Below are 17517 nucleotides of genomic sequence, written 5' to 3' on the forward strand. Positions count from 1 at the left end.
AAATAACCGCGCCGAGAACAGCCACCAGCCAACCCGTAGGCGCGAACGCCAGATGTGTGGCTTTCGCGATGCGCGTCGCACGCAGGCTTTTCTTTCATGCTTCGGCCCGATCCGTCAGCACTTCGCGCTTCCAAGGCATCAGATGAACGCTGCACGTCATCGTGCCATACTTCAAGAACGCCTCGGCACATGGCGCGCTTGGACTCTTTCCGCCGCAAGCGAGACCGTTATCTGTTAAGGATAACTACGCGCGTGACGCACAGTTGCCCACAGCCGCCAACTTGACAATGCCCACGGCAGCAGTCGACTGAGGCGAAGATGAAAACACCAAACCCTAAGAAAGCCAGGCCGCGCGTGAACGCGCAGACGCGCTTTTCCACTTGCGCGAAGCCGCTCGTGGACGAGGCGCTACAACGTGCCGCGCGGCTCGACGAGGACGCCGACGAACTGCACAAACTGTGCGTGGCGTTGCGGCGGCTGCGCACGCGGCTGTGGGCCTGGCGTCCGCTGCTCGACCGGGAGGCGGTGGACATTGAGCGCGCCTATCTGAAGCGCGCGGGCATGGCGGCGGGCAGCGCGCGCGACTGGGACATCGCGCTGCCGCTGCTGCGCGAGCATGCGGACGAGGCTGCGCTTGTGGACGAGCGAATGCAGGCCGCACGTGTCGAGGCGCGCGAACGGGCGCGCGCGACGTTGGCCGCCTCAGACCTCAAACCCGCCTTGCGCGACATGCTGCATACGATGAATCGCGCGTTGAATACGGCGCATGAGCGCGTCCCGGTCAAACGCTTTGCGCTCGATCGTGTTCGGACCGCGCAACGCGCCCTGAAAAAGCGCGAGCGGCGGGCGAAGCGCGCGATGCGTGACGATTACGCTGCGTGGCACGACGTCCGCAAAGCGGCGAAGAAATTGCGTTACCTGCTGGAGTTTTTTGCCGCCGATTTGCCGCGTCGGGAGGTGAAGCGGCTGAAGTCGCTCAAGAAGCTGCAGAACCGCTTTGGCGCGCTCAACGACGCGGTATCGGTGACGCATCTGGTCGATGCACATCGCGAAGTCTTTGCCAATGCAGCGAGCCGCGACGTCACGCTCGCTGCGCTCGCTCGTACGGGCAAACACAGGATGCGTCGGGCGGGGAAGTTGATCGGCGCGTGAGGGACGCTTCGAGAGGTCGCTTCGTAAAAAGGTTGTCCTCGACGAGGCAGCCGGTCGTGCGCCCGCACGCCGCCCTGGCTAGTCGCCTGTGGGCGGAGGTGACGGGGGCGCGGCGCTTGGCGGAGCGATGGCAAGCGGAAGGAACCATAGGCGAATGGCGGGAGGGCCGCTGCCCTTTGGCCGCAGGGCGCAGCAGCTTTGGGGGGCGAGGGGCCGGTGCCCCTCGCAGATGTGGGAATTGGGCCCGCTTCGGCGGGCCGTTTTTTCGCCAGCCCCTCCAGTGGGCAGCGGCGTGGTAGGGCCGCTTCGAGCGGGTCTTTTTAATGGCCTGGCTTCTCGTAGCATTCGGGGTGCCTTTCCCCTACGTGGCTAATCCCGCGGATACGCAATTCATCGGCAATTCGAATGGGAGCGTGCATCGTGCAGTCCGACTCTTGTCAGGCGCGACATCGAACGTCAAAAAGTCAGTTCAGGACCTGTCTAAGTAGGCCAGAGACTCATCGAACGTTACTTGTTGTTCGTCGGCAGGTTCCCTCAAAGGCAACTTTGAGGTGGCTATCTCCCAGCGTTGGGCCATTTTCGAACCAACCCAGCTGGCCAACGACCATCAGAGCGTTCAACGCGGGGCTAGTCGATTGAGCGTTGGAAGAGTGGCGACTCGAAAATCATAACCAGCGACTTCTACGTTGGCGCGGCGTCGAAACACCACAGCCCAATCGCTGTGCCGGGGCATCGCGAAAGGTTTCCACCGCGAACGGCTAGCGGGCAATCAAGGTCTAGGCAGTCGAATGCTACGGCTTCGACGGTCTCGCGGACGCCTTCGAGCGTCGTGAGCGGGACGATCCGCAGGGCAAGATCATGATGACGCGCGAATGGCGTCAGGCGCTATAGGCGCAATAGGCGCACGCTTACTGGGCGCCCGTGTCGTCGGAAGGATGGGCGCGCGGGGCGGAGGCACCGTTGAACGCCCCTGCTTGACGGTGCGATTTCTTACCGGGAGGATGGGCCTGCTGCTTCGCACTTAGCTCGCGGTCGCCTTTGGAACCCGGCGCCGTAGTGTGTTGCCCGAGTTCGGAACCATAAGGCGATGGGCCGGTTCCCTGTGCCATCGCTGGGTCACAGGTGACTGCCGCGGCCAGCGCGGAGATAAGCAACAGGTGATCGCGCTTGTTCATGACGTTCCTCGCAAGTGCGCCGTTTAGAAGCGCAAGGATGATGCCTCAATTTGAGGCGCGGACGCCTACGTGGACTACAAGGTATCCACTGGCAGTGAATTGGTGGCTTCTCCCTGGAACATATGGCGGAGGGCGTCGGTGCGGTCAGCGCCGATCATGGAGACGCAGGTCCCGACCCGTGGAAATCCCGACAGAAAATACTGCAGCGTCCATACGCGAGCCTATGCGGCATGGATCGTGCCGCGACGGCTTCAATTTCCGCGCGATGAGCATTAAAGGCGATGAGACACCCGGTCCGGGATGGCCTGGCCCCGAATTGTTCGATGAGTGCCTCCGACGAGATCTCGCAGACGATGAACTCGTCATCCGCCCAGGCATTGAACAGAATCCCCCCGGACGAGAATCGGACCGGTTGGTGTGCGAACCGAATTTTCATTTGCATCCTCCGTTGTTCAGATCATTTACCCACCACGACCATGCGTGCGCGGCGGCTAGGGGGGCTCGCCACCGGAGCCCGGCGGCCGGATCAAACTCCGTCCGCGCCCGCCCAATACGCGGTTGGAGCAGCCAACTCGCTCCTGCCAGACTCGGCCCGGTCCGGTAGCCGTGAGGCAGCGGGCGCGAAGGAACCTTGTATTTCCTCGCTCGCCTCCGACGGTTGCGCGGCGAAGGCCTTCGGAAACGTGCCGACGCTGGGGAGACGCAGGAAATTTCAAGATAGCAACAGCGATTTCATTCGCCAAAACGGGCAGCTTGAAAAACGCCGCCGCACCTGCCCGATGCGGCGGCTAAAGGGAGATGCCCCGGCAGTCAGTGCCGGCGACTGCGAGAGTGTCCGGATCGCAATCGGTTTATAAAATAGCATTACCTGTTCCTCTGGCGAGTGTGCGGAAATCCTAGCTTTCGGACACAGACGCTTGCTTCGTCGAGGCCGAGCCGCCTCACCGTGCGAGGATAGCAAGGGTGTCCGACTTTTCTTTGGCGGAAGGGGGCGGACCAGCGTTCACGCTCCGGCCACCGTAGCTGAACTAGCGTAACGCTGTCCGGGCCGCATGATCTGCCCCATTTCGGGCATTCCATTTGCGTCGCAACCCGACATCGTGTTTCCGGTCTCGTAAAGCAAGGGGAGGCCACGCGGCTGGTCCATCATCTTGTACGCGTACGAGCCCGGACGCAATCGGCACGCGAAGCGCAGCCGTATGAGGACACGCTCACAATGTTTCTCCGCAGGAACGCGAAACCGCGTGTGCGACGGGAATCATGAGTTCTGGACCCGGCCGCGCGCGTCGCCACGATAAATGAGGATTCGCCATGTCACTACGACGCACTACCGGCGTCGCCAAAGGCACAAAGAAGAAGCCGAACGCTCCGCCACGTCTGTTCGTCGTCTCTCCACATCTCGACGATGCGGTGCTCAGTTGCGGCAATCTCCTCGCGCGTTGCGCGGGCTCGGTGGTCTGCACGGTATTCGCCGGCAGGCCGCGTGAGCCGATGCGAACCGAGTGGGACGCGGCAAGCGGCTTCGCTGATGCGCACGAAGCGATCGCGGCCCGCTGGAGGGAGGATGAAACCGCCTTGGCGCTGTGCGGGGCGACGGCGGTCTGGCTGGATTTTCTCGATTCGCAGTACGGCGAAACACCGCGCGTCGACGATGTAGCCGAGGCGCTTGACGCTCAGTTTCGCCGCTTCGACGAATGCGTACCGGTGTGCCCACTCGGACTCGGGCACTGCGATCACGAACTCGTCGGTGCGGCGTGTCGGCAGCTGTTGGACAGCGGAAGGCTCGAGCGATACATCGCCTACGAGGACGCGATTTACCGTGCCACGCCCGGTGTGCTGAGCGATGGGTTGGCGCGCGTTGCGCAGGCGGGGCTGCGAGCGCGCCCAGTTCGCGCGAGCGCATTTGGCGCGCCGACTCTGCGCCGTGTGTGGGCTACTAAACGGAGCGCGTTGCGGGCGTACAGCAGTCAGGCGCGAGCGTTCAGTGGTTTCCCGCCCGATGTCGCGCGTATCGAGCGTTTCTGGTGCGTTCGGCCCATCTCCAGAACCCAGCGTGGGGTGGGGGAAAAAGCAAAGGCACTCTCGAATGACCGCTCACAGTCGCTTGGTGTTTCCCACAGTTCTGATTCGGAATAACGGCGAGCCGGCGCTGATGCCGAGAGTCGGCACAGCGAAGGTGAGAGAGTCCGCCTAGCACCGGTAGGGTCGTTCAGGTTACCCGGCATAATTATTTCGCCCCGGTTGCAAATGAAGACCGTACCACCCAGCCCTTTGTAAAGTCCGCCCAGTTCGAAATAGCTCAGGTCTGCACTATATTCGCCGGTGAGAGATGGCGGACTTTCGCGCCCAATAGTGAATGCACGAAAAGGCGGCCGGGGTGTGGATGTCGGCACCTCCCGCAGTTCGAGGGCGACGTGTCGCTATTCGCCCTTCGTATCGCTGCTTGCATCGGCGCCTGGCGTATTCGTCGTATCGTTCATGGGCTTTTTCGCGTGCGACTTCGAATGCGTGTGATGTGTCGACTTCTGGGTAGTCGATGACGTGATCGAAGCGCCTTGTTCCGGATACCCCCCTCCGCCTTCGCCGCTTGCACCGGTCGTTCCGTTGCCGGTGCCACCGTTACCGCCGGTGCCGCCAGCGGCTTGAGCCACCGTGACGCCCGAGGCCGCGACCGCGAGACCTAAAAGCGTGGCAAGTAAAGTGTGACGTGCTTTCATGGCCTTCTCCATCATTGCGTTGAGAAATAGCGAATGCCCTGATTTGACAGACGCAGCTCGCTCGCAGTCATGCGCAGATTGCATGCCGCATCGGCCCGTCGGTTGAACGCCCGCGAGCGCCGGAAAATCGTAGGGCGCTGCAATCACGAGGCAATCACGAGGCAATCGCGCGGCGGCCGATCACGCGCCCGTGAGCGTTCGACCGTGCGCGCTCAGTGATCCTGTTGCGAATCCTTCGCTGCGTCTTCGATATCGCCGATGATTTCGTGCCCCTCTCCGGCGCGCTGCTGCTCAACGCCCTTGAGTTCCTGCTCGGGATTGTCGGTCGCGCGGCCGACGGCTTCGTTGAACTTGCCCTTCGCTTTTTCGACTGCGCCCTTCATGTGTTCCTTATTCATGGTCGATCTCCTGACAACCGTTCGTTGGGCCGTTTCAGACGGCGTGTGACGAGGTGAATCCATCTGCGGTGCATCCATCCGGCACGCGCAACGCACGCGCCCGATTCCTGCCTCGCCGTTTCGTCGCCAGCCAAGCTCGCTCGGGGCACCGCACTTGCTCTGGAAAGGAGGTGAGGAAGTCGGTGAAGAGCCCGTGTTTGATCAGCCAGGGGGAGGGTATCGGCGATGAATGACGAATCAGTGGTCGTGATCGTGCGGCGCGAAGATCCGTGCACGCTCGACGGGCGCATGCTTGTCGATGAGGCCGCGGCGTGCGCCGCGCTGTATGCCGAGGACGGCGGTCAAGCGCGCTTCTGCGTCGACGACGTTCGCTCGTCGCGTAGCGCCTTCGTGATTGCGCGCGCCGTGGACGGTCACGCAATTGGCTGTGGCGCGCTGCGGCGTCTGTCATTCGAAGTAGCGGAACTCAAGCGCATCTACCGCCGGCCGGAATGGCGAGGTGTGGGGGCGCTGATCCTGACCTTCCTGGAAACTGCCGCGCACGATTTGGGTTATCGGCGGGTCGTGCTGCAAACACGCGAGGCGAACCGGCGTGCGATCGCGTTTTATCAGCGTCACGGCTATACAACGACCGAGCCATTCGGCGATTACGCCGGCGTGGGCGACGCCCGTTGCTTCATGAAGGCGTTGCCGCCCCCGCGCGAAATGTGAGGGCGGAGCACGGCCGGTTGGCCAGCGCGCGCGCTCCGATCAGCACCCTTGTCGAGAGGAGTTCAGCATGGAAAAGCAGTCCGCCCAACGCCCGGTTCCCGAGGTGCGCAAGGGGCAAATGCAGCAAGGGCTGGCGCGCGAGGCGTTCCGTGCGCGCTTTCTGGCGCGCTATGCGGACCCGGCATTCCGTGCGGAGGACGGCGCGCTCGATCGTCTGGAAGAGATTGCATGGGAAGCCTATCGCCAGGGGCGCAAGTCGCCCGTCACGCAGAAGGCAGGGCCCGGCTATGCCGATCCGGACTATGCGCTTTCCGTCGAATGGCGCGAGGCAGCGGAGCGCGTGGAAGCAGCCGCGCGTCGCCAGCGCGAGCTCGGCACGCCGTCACGCGTGCTCGTGATTAACGCGTCGTCGCGCAACGACTACACCTGTCCTGGCGAAATGTCGAAGAGCTTCCGGCTCGCGGGTATCTGCGAGCGCGAACTGACGGGTGCGGGCATCGAGGCTGACATGCTCGATCTATCGAGGCTCAACGCCGAACCGGATTTGCATATTCATCCCTGCAAGGGCTGCGTTTCCACCGCGATGCCGCTGTGTCACTGGCCATGCAGTTGCTATCCGAATCATTCGCTCGGCCAGGTCAACGACTGGATGAACGACATTTACGAGCGGTTTGCGGCGTGCCACGGCGCGATTTTCATCACGCCGGTTTACTGGTATCAGGTGAGCAGCCCGCTCAAGCTCATGATGGACCGTCTCGTGTGCACGGACGGCGGCAACCCCGATCCGACGTCGACGCACGGCAAGGATCCGGCCAAAGCCAAAGCGCTGGAACTCGGAGGCTGGCAATATCCGAAACATCTCGCGGGGCGCGCGTATGGGGCGATCGTGCACGGCGACGTTGCCGGCATCGAAGACACGCGCCGCGCGCTCGCCGACTGGCTCGACTGGATGGGCTGGATCGACGCGGGCGCGTCAGCCCGCATCGACCGGATGGTGGGCTATTACGAGCCCTACGCCACCTCGCACGAGACGCTCGACGGCGACGTGCGCTTTCAGGAAGAAGTTGCGAATGTCGCGCGTGCGGTAATCAGCGCGGTCAAGGCGCTGCGCGCGGGCCACCTTCATCGCGCCGACGAGGGCATCGAGCCGCCGCGGCCGAAGTGAGCGTGCGGCGTGGTGAAACGCCTGCCCGGCCAGTATCCGAAGGCGCTGGCGGGTGCGCGTTTAACGCCAGGTCCCGGGCGACATGCGCGGATGGCGCGATTCCGCTTTTCGCACCGCTGAACGCAGTCTCAGCACGAAAGGGGCGACAGGGCGGCGGTGCTGCTTCGCCCAGGCGATGCCGCGCCAGAGCTGTTCCAGATTGTCGAGGGTCCGCGCATCGCTGCACGCGTATTTGAGCGCGTGCCACGTCGCGGCAAGCGCCTGCGAGCGCGGTAATCGCATCCACGCCACGAGTGCGGCATTGCGCGCCAGCAGCATTCGGCGCAGCGCATTGTCACGTGCCAGCGACGGACGATGATGGACCCGCAGCGCATCGGCGTAGCCAATGTCATAGCCGGTCTGCAAAACGTCGAGCGACAGCAGCGCCTCCTCGCCGCCGATAAAGAGGCGAGGTTCGTAGCCGCCCGTTGCGTCGAACAGCGTCTTGCGAAAGACACACGCGCCCGCCATGAATCCGACCAGCCGCGGCAACGGATGCTCGGCGCTCGCGAGGGGGCTCGCCGCCATCAGCGTGCAAGTGGGATCGAGCGTGCGCTGCCTGCCCACGACCACGCACGCGCTCAGCACGCCCAGAAGCGGGTGTCGCTCGAACAAGCGCACGGCTTGCGCGAGCGAACCGGCTTGCCAGTCGGTGTCATCGTCGCTAAAGGCGACATACGGTGTGTCGACATGGGCGGCGCCGACGTTGCGCGCGGCCGCGCCGAGGTTGTCATCGCAGCGCAGTACGCGCAGTCCGGGGTACGCGTGCGCAAGAAGTTGAGGCGAACCATCCGTCGAATGATTGTCGACCACCACGATTTGCGGCCGCTCCGGCAGATCCAGCAATGAAGCGACGGTACGCATGACTTCGTCGCGACGATTGTGCGTGATTACGACCACGCTGATTTCCGGATTCAGGCCGTTCGGATTCATGCCAATCTCCGCATTGTTCGTCTGACGAGACGCTCAGTCCTGATGGTGTGCCGTCCGCGCCGTCGCGTCGGACATCGCGAACATGTGACTCCCTGCGGCTGCACGCAAGCGCCGAAACCAGCCGATCGTCGCCATCAATCCCGCGTCGAGCGGCGTGGAGGGTGACCATCCGAGTAGCGCCTGCGCGCGCGCGATGGACGGACAGCGGCGGCACGGATCGTCGACAGGCAGCGGTTCGAAGCGGAGCGCCGACTCCGAGCGCGCGAGTCCGATCACTCTGCGCGCCGTGTCGGCCATCGAAATTTCATGAGGGTTGCCCAGATTGACGGGCATGTCGACGGGCGTCGGCAGGTTCATCATCCGTATCAGGCCGTCGATCAAATCGTCGACGTAGCAGAAACAGCGCGTCTGCGAGCCGTCGCCATATACGGTCAGCGCTTCGTTCGCCAGCGCCTGCATCACGAAGTTCGAGATCACTCGCCCGTCGCGTGGGTGCATGCGTGGGCCATAGGTATTGAAAATGCGCGCCACGCGCACGTCGAGACCGTGCTGACGGCGATAGTCCATGCACAAGGTCTCGGCGCAGCGCTTGCCTTCGTCATAGCAGGAGCGTGGGCCAATCGGGTTCACATGGCCCCAGTAGTCCTCGGTCTGCGGATGCCTGAGTGCGTCGCCGTAGACTTCGCTCGTCGAGGCCTGGAGCAGCTTCGCGCCAAGCCGTTTCGCGAGGCCGAGCATATTGATCGCGCCGTGCACGCTGGTCTTGGTGGTCTGCACCGGGTCGTGCTGGTAGTGAATGGGCGAAGCGGGGCACGCGAGGTTGTAAATTTCATCGACTTCGACGTAAAGCGGAAAGGTCACGTCGTGACGCAATAGCTCGAAATTCGGGTTATCGAGCAGGTGTGCAACATTGCGTCGGGATCCCGTGTAAAAGTTATCGGCGCATAGCACGTCGTGCCCTTGCGCCACGAGACGCTCGCAAAGATGCGAGCCGAGAAAGCCCGCCCCGCCCGTGACGAGAATGCGTTTGATGACCAGGTCTTTCATGGCGTCGCTCCGGCAATCGGTTTCGTGGGTGGACGATCAAGTCGCGACGTCTCGCAACGCGAGATCCCAGTCGTGCGCGAATCGACCGATGGAGAACCGCTGGCGCGCGGTTGCCCGCGCACCGTCGCCCAGTCGGCGCGCGAGGACAGGGTCGGCTATCAGCGCACCCATGCGTGCGATGAGGCGGTCGATGCGCGTATCGATATAGCCGTTCTCGCCGTCACGGATCACGCTCGACAGTTCCGTCGTCGCGAGTCCGACGACCGGCAGGCCGACCGTCATCGCTTCGACGACCGCGAGCCCCAGGCTGGTCCAGCGAATCGGGTTGAAGAAAAAGCGGTAGTGGGACATAAACTCGGGCAGTGCGAGATTGGAAATTTCGCCGATGCCGCTGACGCTTTCCGCGTCCATGCCCACCAGATCGAGCGGCACGATTCGGCGGGCGTTCTCGAAGACATCCGCGCCCAGCCGCCGTCCGCGTGTGCGCAAATGGTTGACGACCACGATCCCGCGTGCGATTTCGCCGCTGTATCGCGCGCGCTCGGGCACCAGCACCCCATGCTCGATCACGCGCACGGGCGTGTCGCCGCTGTCCCACATCAGCGCGTTGAAGGGCGTCACGTGCACGAGCAGCGCATCGCGGTCGTCCACCCAGTGTCGTTGCGCGAAGGGCGCTTCCTGCGGCGGATCGTGCTCGATGTAGATGCGTGGCAGACGGCGTTGCGCGTCGCTGAGCAGCGCGAAGCGATCCTGTTCCCAGTGGTCGCGATGCTGATAGACGATTACGTCGAAGTCGCGCGCGGCCACGTCGTTGGCATCGACCTCATGAACATTCGCGCCCCACGGCAGGACGCCCGCGCGTCCCGCGTAGCCGGCAGGACGGCCCGGCCTCGTGACGACGTGGAATTCGTGCGGAACCTGAGTGAGGTAATAGAGGTAATTGCCATGGACGTGCCAGGTCAGCACGCGCAGCGGGCGCGATTGTGTCATCGGCATGAGCGAGGACTCCTGATGGCGGGCGGCTCGACGGATATGCGGCCGGGGGCGGGAAGGTCGGCGAACGGGGACTGCAGATGCGCATGCGCGAGCGTCGCGACCTGTTCGACCGTGACGTTGAGGGCGCAGGGATGACCGTACGGACAGGTATGAAACGCACACGGGCGGCACGCCGGCCAATCGGCGACGACACGATGCCGCGCGCGATCGAGCGGCGCCCAGCGCCGCGTGTCGCTGCCCGATGCGATCACGAGACTCGGAGTGCGCATCGCGGCTGCGACGTGCGAGAGCCCCGTGTCGTTGCACACAACGAGACGCGCCGACGCGACGAGCGCGGCCAGCGCGCCAAGCGTCGTCTCGCCCGCGAGGTGTTGTGCGCTTTGCGTCATCGCACCGACGACGGCGGCCGTCAGGTCGCGTTCGGCGGATGTGCCGGTGACAGCGATTTGCCAGCCTTCGAAGGCGAGCGAATCGGCGACGGCGGCAAAGCGCTCGGCGGGCCAGCGCCGCGACGGCAACTGCGCGCCCGGATGAACGAGCACGAGACGCGCGGGGTCGAGTCCGTGGCGCTGAACGAGTTCCGCATGCGCGGCGTGGTCGGCGTCGTGCAGCGGAAACCAGAGCGTGTCGTCGCGCAGCGTGGCCGAGCGCACGCCCAGCGCGTGAAGCAGCGCCAGATAGCGCTGGGGCTCGGGCAGCGCGTCCGGCCAGGGCAGGTGGCAGCCTGGCGGCGGCGTTTCGCCGGGCTGCGTGAAGCCCGCGAGGGCGCGCGCGCCGAAGCTGTCCACGAGCGTGTTCGCCACGCCGCCGCTGCCGTGCAACTGGATGGCGAGGTCGAAACGCCGCGAGCGCATGGCGTCGAGAAATTCGGGCAATGCACGTTCGTCTTCGGCTTGCTCGGGAAAGCCGCGCGCGCCCGGAAATACGATGCATTCGTCGATCAACATCGGGAAGCGCGCCACGAAGTCACGGGACCAAGGCAGGCCGACGAGTGCGATATGCGCTTGCGGGCACGCCGCGCGCAGGGCGCGCAGCGCGGGCACGGCGCACAGCATGTCGCCCAGTTGCAGCGCGCGAAAAATGACGATGCGGCGAGGCGCGAGCGCAGCGAGAAAGTTAGGCATCGACGCAATCCCCTAGAAAAACCAGACGCGGTAGCGGATGGCGCCGTCGAGCCGCCAGAAGATCGACAGGAACGGAATCCACAGCGATGTCCAGAGCATTTCGAGTACATGCCGCGCGTCCCGTCTCGTGTGTTTCAGCCGACGCGCGCAGAACCCGAGCGTGAGCGCGAGCCAGGCGGCGCTGGCGACGATCATGAGCCGCGTCTGCCCGCTCGCCAGCGCGGCGAACAGGGCCAGGACGCTTACAAGCACGCCGTAGTAAATCAGCGGTGGCCGCGTGGCAATGCGCTCGCGATACAGCGCGCGATGCTTGCGGTACAGCAGCGCCTCGAAGCGGCTCTTGCGCTGTTGCGCGAGACTCACGCCCCAGCGCGCGGGCCGCACAGGATGAAGCACGATGGCCTCGTCCGCGCGGACGATGTGGGCGCCAGCCTGCAATAGCGCGAACTGGAGATCCGAATCTTCGCGCCAGGCGGCCGTGAAGCGCTCGTCGAAGCCGCCGGTCTGCGCGAGCGCGCTGCGCCTCACGAATGCGTTGGCGGTCGCGAATTCCGCGCGGGCGAGGCCGCTCGCGTCGCGCTCGTAGTCGCTGGGCGCGGCGGCGAGCGGCACCACGATGCGGCCCGCGGCGGCATCCGCGTGTTCGAGCGCCGGGAGTCCCGCGCGCAGCCAGCCGGCGTCGGGCACGGTGTCGTCGTCGGTGAAGGCGATCAGCGGCGCGTGTGCTGCGCGCCAGCCTGCGTTGCGCGCGGCGGCGGGGCCTTGCGTCTCGCGCACGGGCAGATAGCGGATCGCGGGTCCGCGCGCGGCGTGGGTGGCGGCAAAGCGCTCGACGGTCGTGCGCGTGGCGTCGTCGGGGCCGTCGTCGCAAACGACGATTTCATAGTCGTCGGGCGAGAGGGTCTGGACGCACAACGCCTCCAGGCAGCGCGTGAGCAGGTCGGGGCGCCGCCACGTCGGCACCACGACGGCGATGCGCAGCGGTTCGGGCAGTGCGCCGGCATAGCCGTTGAAACACGGCGCGCGCTCGCCGATCGGAGGCGATTCACGCAGTTCGACGTCGGCGGGCCTCATGCGCGCGTCCCTTGTTTCTGGACGAGAAATGGGCCGATCACCAGCGCATCGAGCGGCGAGGTCCAGAACGATTCGAGTGCGTCGCGCGGGGAATTGACCATCGGCTCGCCGCGCGTATTGAACGACGTGTTCACGAGCACGGGCACGCCGGTGCGCCGCTCGAACGCCGCGATCAGATCGTAGTAGAGCGGATGTTGCGCGCGGTTCACGGTCTGCACGCGCGCGGTTCCGTCGACGTGGCGCACGGCGGGAATGCGCCCCGCCTTGTCCGGTTGCACGTCGAATATGAACAGCATGAACGGCGCGCGACGCGCGCCCACGAACCAGTCGGCCGCGCGCTCCTCCAGCACGACGGGCGCGACCGGCCGGAAATCTTCGCGGTCCTTGATCTCGTTGAGCTTCGCCTGCATTGCCGCGTCGGTGGGCGAAGCAAGGATCGAGCGTGCGCCCAACGCCCGCGGGCCGAATTCCGTGCGCCCCTGATACCAGCCGATGACCTCGTTATCCGCGAGCAGTTGCGCGGTTTCCTCGGCGATATCGTCGAGACGGCGGTAAGGCGTCTTCGACCAGCGTAAAAACTGCTCGATCGCGGCATCGTCGAACGCCGGGCCCAGATAGGCGTGATCCATCTGCCAGCGCCTTGCCGCGTGGGGCTCGCCCGCCGCCCTGGCGGCTGCGTCGCGCAAACGGTAGTCGGTCCACAAGGCCGCGCCGAGCGCGGTGCCGGCGTCGCCGGAAGCGGGCTGAACCCAGACGTCGTCGAACGGGCCGTGATCGCGGATAAACGCGTTCATCACGCAGTTCAGCGCCACGCCGCCCGCCATGCAGAGCTTCGTCAAGCCCGTTCGCGCGTGCAGCCAGCGCGCCATTTCAAGCACGGTTTCTTCGAGCACGCGTTGGAGCGAGGCGGCGATATCGAAATGCCGTTGCTCCAGCGGGCCGCCCCGTTCGCGCGGCGGGCCGAAACGCTCGACGAGATGCGGATCGGCGACCGTGTAATGCCCGTCGCCGCGATAGCGCACGATCTCGCGAAACGCGTCGAGATAACGGGGCGCTCCAAACGAGGCCAGCGCCATCACCTTGTATTCGTCCGATGAGTGCAGGAAGCCGAGCCAACCGGTAACGGCTTCGTAGAGCAGGCCGAGCGAGTGCGGCAGTTCGACCTGCGTGATGCGGCGATAGGCGCCGTCGCGAAACGCGCCGAGGCTCGTCGTCACGCCTTCGCCGCGCCCGTCCATCGTGAGCACTGCGCAATCGTCGAACGGACTCGCCAGAAACGCGCTCGCTTCATGCGCGAGATGATGTTCGACGTAGTGCCATTCGAAACCGTGTTCACGGTCCACGCAGGCGAAGCGCTTGCGCAGGTGATGCGGCGCGCCATCCAGCAATTGCGCCTGTGCGTTCATGATGTAGGCGAGAAAAAGCGGATCCCACGGCGAGGCGTTCACTTCCACGCGCGAGCGCGCCGGGTCCAGTGGCAACGCGATTGTCGCGCCCGGCTTCGTCGGCATATCGGGGAAGAGTTCGGGGTCGTACGAATAGGCGACGTGATCGACGTCGGCGAGCGTGATGCCGCCTTCGGCGAGGCACGCGTCGATGGCGTCGAACGGCAACTGCCACGTCGAAAACGGCACGGGCCGCTTCGCATGCTTGACGTGCGTGAAGCGTTCGTCTTCGGCTGCGGCGATCACAACACCATCGCGCATCAGCGCGGCGGCGCTGTCGTGATAGACGGCGTTGATTCCGAGTGTGTACATGAGGGGCTCCTGAGTGCGGAATTCAGTCAGCGTTCGATGGTGTCGGCGAATGCGCCTCGAGCAGCGCCTGGGCGGCGCGCGCGACCTCGTCGGGCGACACGCCGCGCAGACACGCGTGATGGCCTTCGGGGCAGTCGCCGCGATAACACCAGCGGCAGGCGACGTCGCGATAGAGCAAACGGTGCGGCGTCATCCACGGCGTATGTTGCGGGTTCGTGAGCGCGTAGAGATCGACGACCGGCGTGCCGAGCGCGGCGGCCAGATGCACCGGTCCGCTATTGCCCGCGATCAGCAGCGATGCCGTGTCGAGCAGCGCAACGAGTTCGCCCAACGCGAGCGCGCCCGCGAGATCGACCAGTCGGGTGCACGAAGTTGGCGCGCGCGAAAAACGCATGACGTCGCGCGTCAAGGCGCTCTCCGCCACGCTGCCGGTCAGCAGAATGGGGCGGCCCGCCGTGGTCGAAAGCGTGTCGAGCGCTTCGGCAAACAGCGCGGCCGGATAGCGCCGCGACGCAGCACTCGCGCCCGCATGAGCAACGATCCACTGTCCGTCGGGATCGACGCCGCGCATGCGCAACTTGTCGGCCAGCGACACGCGCGCGGCGGGATCGACGTTCACGCGCATGCGCCTGTCGGTGACAGTGGCGCCCACGCTGCCCACGAGCGCCAGTTGACGCTCGACTTCGTGACGCAGTTCGGCGTGCGGCTCGCGCTCGGGCAGCCAGTGCGTGAGCAGGGCATACGGATTCTCGCGACAGTGGGCGAGACGTCGCTCGATTCCGGCCTGCAGGCAAAGCATGGCGGCAGGCAGCGGATTCTGGCTGTAGACCGTGAAGATTGCCGCGGCGTCGAAATGGCCGGCGCGCAGTCGTGCGAGCAAGTCGGCTTCGCGTTGCGCATCGGGTGTGCGAGACGCATCGACCCAAGGCGCGTCATAAGTAATCACCTCGTCGACGTCGGGTAGATGTTGTGCGATGGCGGCGCCCGCCGACGACGCGAGCAGCGTGATATGCCGACGCGGCGCGCTCCCACGCAAGGCGTGCAGGGCGGGCGTGGTCATCAGCACATCGCCGAGATTGTCGGGACGGACGCAGAGGATGCGCCTGACCTCCGCGCCCCACGGCACGCCCGGCGGCCGGGGTCTGGGCGAGCGCGCGTGAGCTTCACTCGGCGCAATGGCGAAAGGAGTGCCGTTCATGGCTGCACCTGCGTCTTCGCGTCGGGCCGGTGACCATGCTCCCAGACGTGGTGTTCGACGATCATCCGCGCCGCTTCGTGCAGGTCCGAAACGATCGCATAGGGCAGTCGCGCCGGCGCGCTCTGCCACTCGGTTTCGTGGCCGCAGTCGATGAGCAGGGCGCGGCAGCCCGCGCGGTTGCCCGCTTCCACGTCGTCCAGAATATCGCCGACCATCCAGCTACGTTCGAGATCGAAGCCGTGTTCGCGGCTCGCGCGGAGCAGCATGCCGGGCTGCGGCTTTCTGCAAAGGCACGCGCGGGCATAGGGCGCGACGTGGCCGCGTTCGTCGTGCGGGCACCAATAGACGGCGTCGAGGGTCGCGCCGCAGGCGGCGAACATGCGCGTAAGGCGCGTTTCCACGCCCCTGAGCGCACTGTGCGCAAAGCGCCCGAGCGCGACGCCGCTCTGGTTGCTCACCACGACAAGCCGCAGCGGGGTGCGGGCGAGCAACGCGAGCGCGCTGGCTGCGCCCGGCGCGAAGCGCATTTGCGCGGGATCGGTGTTATAGGGCACGTTTTCGAGCACGGTCCCGTCCTTGTCCAGGAAGACCGCGTCGGTGCCGGATGAAGCCGTCGGCATGGCGGCGCTCCTCATCCGAACGCACGCAACGCGCGGCCCTGCTCTTGCGCATCGCGGTTGTCCGGCCGCGTACCCCGTGCGGCGCGCGCGCCCGTGCCCGCGAGCTGCTCGTAGAGCGCCTCGAGTTCGAGTCCGATCTGGCGCCACGTGAAATACGTCTGCGCGCGCGTACGTCCCGCTTCGCCCATGGCGCGCGCACGCGCAGGGTCGGCGTGAACGGCGAGCAGGCGTTCGGCGAGCGCGTCTGGATCGCGTGGCGGCACGAGCCATCCCGTTTCTCCGTGCCGGACCGAATGACGAATGCCGCCGACATCCGCGCCGATGACAGGCGTGGCGCACGCCATCGCCTCGATGGGCGTGATGCCGAAGGGCTCGTACCACGGGGTGGTCACGAAGACGTCCGAGGCGCTATAGAAGTCGCGCAATTGTGCGCGGTCGCGCCGCCCCACGAAGCTCACCCGGTCCTCGATCCCGCATCGGTGCGCGACGCCACGCAGGCGCGCGATCTCGGGTGTGGCGAATTCGTTGGGCGTCTCCGAGTCGCCGCCGACAACATGAAGCCGCGCCTTGACGCCGTGCCTTGCGCCGAGCACGGCAACGGCGCGCACGACGTTGTCGATGCCCTTGCGTTGCACGAGACGACCCAGTTGCAGCACGCAAAATTCATCGGCGTTCCAACCGAGCGAACGGCGCGCCGCCGCGCGCGGGACCGGAGAAAATTCCGCCGGATCGAAGCCGCACGCGACCATGGCAATGCGCGCGGGGTCGGCGCGATAGTGCTCGATCAGGTCGGCTTCGTCGGCGGGGCATTCCGCCACGATGCAATCGGCGCGGCGCACGATTTCGTCTTCGATCGCGAAGCGCTCGTCGGGAAAGCCGTCGCTGTCGCCTTGATGCAGACGGCGCACGCGCCCGAGCGCATGAAACGTCATTACGAGCGGCACGCGCAACGCGTCCTTGACTGCGAGCGCAGCGAGCCCCGACATGAAGAAGTTCGCGTGAATGATGTCGTAGGGCCGGGTTTCACGGCTGCAGAAGCGCTCGAGAAAGCGCGCGAACTCCGCCATATGCGGCAGGAGTTGTTCCTTGGGCAGTTGCATCGGCGGACCGGCTGGCACGTGGATCACGCGCACGCCGTCCATGTCGGAGATGGGCGGCAACAGTGCGCGGTCGCGCCGCGTGAAGACATCGACTTCGTGACCGGCGCGCTGCAATTGTCGGGCGACGTGCGCGACGTAGATGTTCTGTCCGCCTGTGTCGACGCCCCCGGCTAACGCGAGTGGTGACGCATGTTCACTGACGAGTGCGATTTTCATTTGAAGTCCTCGCGAGAATAAATGGCCCGAGGCGGGCGGTTCGACACGTGATTGAAAACCCGGTGACCGTTGCACCGGGTGCAACGATCCAGCGC

At 65.4% G+C, this 17517-nt stretch carries 17 protein-coding genes and 1 pseudogene; 5 read left to right on the plus strand and 13 right to left on the minus strand.

Features of this window, described 5'->3' with window-relative positions:
* Window positions 1-238 (plus strand): annotated as a pseudogene (locus BMY06_RS33080) (IS6 family transposase); the annotation flags it as partial.
* A gap of 80 nt (window positions 239-318) precedes the next feature.
* Entirely contained in the window at window positions 319-1152 is an 834-nt protein-coding gene (locus BMY06_RS33085; RefSeq protein ID WP_074987227.1) for a CHAD domain-containing protein, read from the plus strand.
* Between the two features lie 908 nt (window positions 1153-2060).
* On the opposite strand, the gene BMY06_RS39180 is transcribed toward BMY06_RS33085, so the two are convergent.
* Together BMY06_RS39180 and BMY06_RS40685 are read right to left on the minus strand one after the other, a co-directional pair.
* A complete protein-coding gene (locus BMY06_RS39180) occupies window positions 2061-2327 on the minus strand; it encodes a hypothetical protein (protein ID WP_124263279.1) in 267 nt (88 codons plus the stop codon).
* Between the two features lie 154 nt (window positions 2328-2481).
* Window positions 2482-2769, minus strand: coding sequence for a DUF1488 family protein (locus BMY06_RS40685; protein WP_080180102.1), 288 nt, complete (start codon window positions 2767-2769; stop codon window positions 2482-2484).
* A gap of 869 nt (window positions 2770-3638) precedes the next feature.
* On the opposite strand from BMY06_RS40685, the gene BMY06_RS33095 reads away from it, so the two are divergent.
* A complete protein-coding gene (locus BMY06_RS33095) occupies window positions 3639-4463 on the plus strand; it encodes a PIG-L deacetylase family protein (protein WP_074987229.1) in 825 nt (274 codons plus the stop codon).
* 284 nt (window positions 4464-4747) lie between these two features.
* On the opposite strand, the gene BMY06_RS33100 is transcribed toward BMY06_RS33095, so the two are convergent.
* Both BMY06_RS33100 and BMY06_RS33105 read right to left on the minus strand, forming a co-directional pair.
* Window positions 4748-5044, minus strand: a complete 297-nt coding sequence (locus BMY06_RS33100) for a hypothetical protein (RefSeq protein ID WP_065065832.1) — start codon at window positions 5042-5044, stop codon at window positions 4748-4750.
* Window positions 5045-5256: 212 nt separating this feature from the next.
* A complete protein-coding gene (locus BMY06_RS33105; RefSeq protein WP_074987230.1) occupies window positions 5257-5442 on the minus strand; it encodes a CsbD family protein in 186 nt (61 codons plus the stop codon).
* 225 nt (window positions 5443-5667) lie between these two features.
* Here BMY06_RS33105 and BMY06_RS33110 point away from each other — a divergent pair, with 225 nt between their 5' ends.
* Together BMY06_RS33110 and BMY06_RS33115 are read left to right on the plus strand one after the other, a co-directional pair.
* Window positions 5668-6153 (plus strand): GNAT family N-acetyltransferase, encoded by a 486-nt coding sequence (locus tag BMY06_RS33110; RefSeq protein WP_065065819.1) that lies wholly within the window; start codon window positions 5668-5670, stop codon window positions 6151-6153.
* A 130-nt stretch (window positions 6154-6283) separates the two neighbouring features.
* The gene (locus tag BMY06_RS33115; protein ID WP_074987295.1) at window positions 6284-7318 is read left to right on the plus strand and encodes a flavodoxin family protein; all 1035 of its coding nucleotides are present in this window, start codon (window positions 6284-6286) and stop codon (window positions 7316-7318) included.
* Between the two features lie 60 nt (window positions 7319-7378).
* Here BMY06_RS33115 and BMY06_RS33120 read toward each other — a convergent pair whose 3' ends face one another.
* Genes BMY06_RS33120 through BMY06_RS33160 form a run of 9 tightly spaced genes read right to left on the minus strand, consistent with a single transcriptional unit; the run spans window position 7379 to window position 17422 of the window.
* The gene (locus tag BMY06_RS33120) at window positions 7379-8290 is read right to left on the minus strand and encodes a glycosyltransferase family 2 protein (protein WP_074987231.1); all 912 of its coding nucleotides are present in this window, start codon (window positions 8288-8290) and stop codon (window positions 7379-7381) included.
* A gap of 33 nt (window positions 8291-8323) precedes the next feature.
* Complete coding sequence (locus tag BMY06_RS33125; protein ID WP_065065820.1) at window positions 8324-9337, minus strand: UDP-glucuronic acid decarboxylase family protein; 1014 nt, start codon at window positions 9335-9337, stop codon at window positions 8324-8326.
* A 36-nt stretch (window positions 9338-9373) separates the two neighbouring features.
* Entirely contained in the window at window positions 9374-10333 is a 960-nt protein-coding gene (locus BMY06_RS33130) for a glycosyltransferase family 4 protein (RefSeq protein WP_065065821.1), read from the minus strand.
* Window positions 10324-11457 (minus strand): glycosyltransferase family 9 protein, encoded by a 1134-nt coding sequence (locus BMY06_RS33135; protein ID WP_074987232.1) that lies wholly within the window; start codon window positions 11455-11457, stop codon window positions 10324-10326. Before BMY06_RS33135 ends, BMY06_RS33130 begins: the two co-directional genes overlap by 10 nt.
* Before the next feature lie 12 nt (window positions 11458-11469).
* The gene (locus BMY06_RS33140; protein WP_080180103.1) at window positions 11470-12531 is read right to left on the minus strand and encodes a glycosyltransferase family 2 protein; all 1062 of its coding nucleotides are present in this window, start codon (window positions 12529-12531) and stop codon (window positions 11470-11472) included.
* A complete protein-coding gene (locus BMY06_RS33145; protein ID WP_065057418.1) occupies window positions 12528-14288 on the minus strand; it encodes a carbamoyltransferase family protein in 1761 nt (586 codons plus the stop codon). Before BMY06_RS33145 ends, BMY06_RS33140 begins: the two co-directional genes overlap by 4 nt.
* Window positions 14289-14310: 22 nt before the next feature.
* Window positions 14311-15486, minus strand: coding sequence for a glycosyltransferase family 9 protein (locus BMY06_RS33150; RefSeq protein ID WP_074987234.1), 1176 nt, complete (start codon window positions 15484-15486; stop codon window positions 14311-14313).
* On the minus strand, window positions 15483-16106 hold the full coding sequence (locus tag BMY06_RS33155) for a D-glycero-alpha-D-manno-heptose-1,7-bisphosphate 7-phosphatase (protein WP_074987235.1): 624 nt from the start codon (window positions 16104-16106) through the stop codon (window positions 15483-15485). The genes BMY06_RS33150 and BMY06_RS33155 overlap by 4 nt, the downstream gene beginning before the upstream one ends.
* A gap of 11 nt (window positions 16107-16117) precedes the next feature.
* On the minus strand, window positions 16118-17422 hold the full coding sequence (locus BMY06_RS33160) for a glycosyltransferase family 4 protein (RefSeq protein WP_080180105.1): 1305 nt from the start codon (window positions 17420-17422) through the stop codon (window positions 16118-16120).
* Window positions 17423-17517 lie beyond the last annotated feature (95 nt).

The organism is Paraburkholderia tropica (genome assembly GCF_900109265.1).
Taxonomy (GTDB): Bacteria; Pseudomonadota; Gammaproteobacteria; order Burkholderiales; family Burkholderiaceae; genus Paraburkholderia; species Paraburkholderia tropica.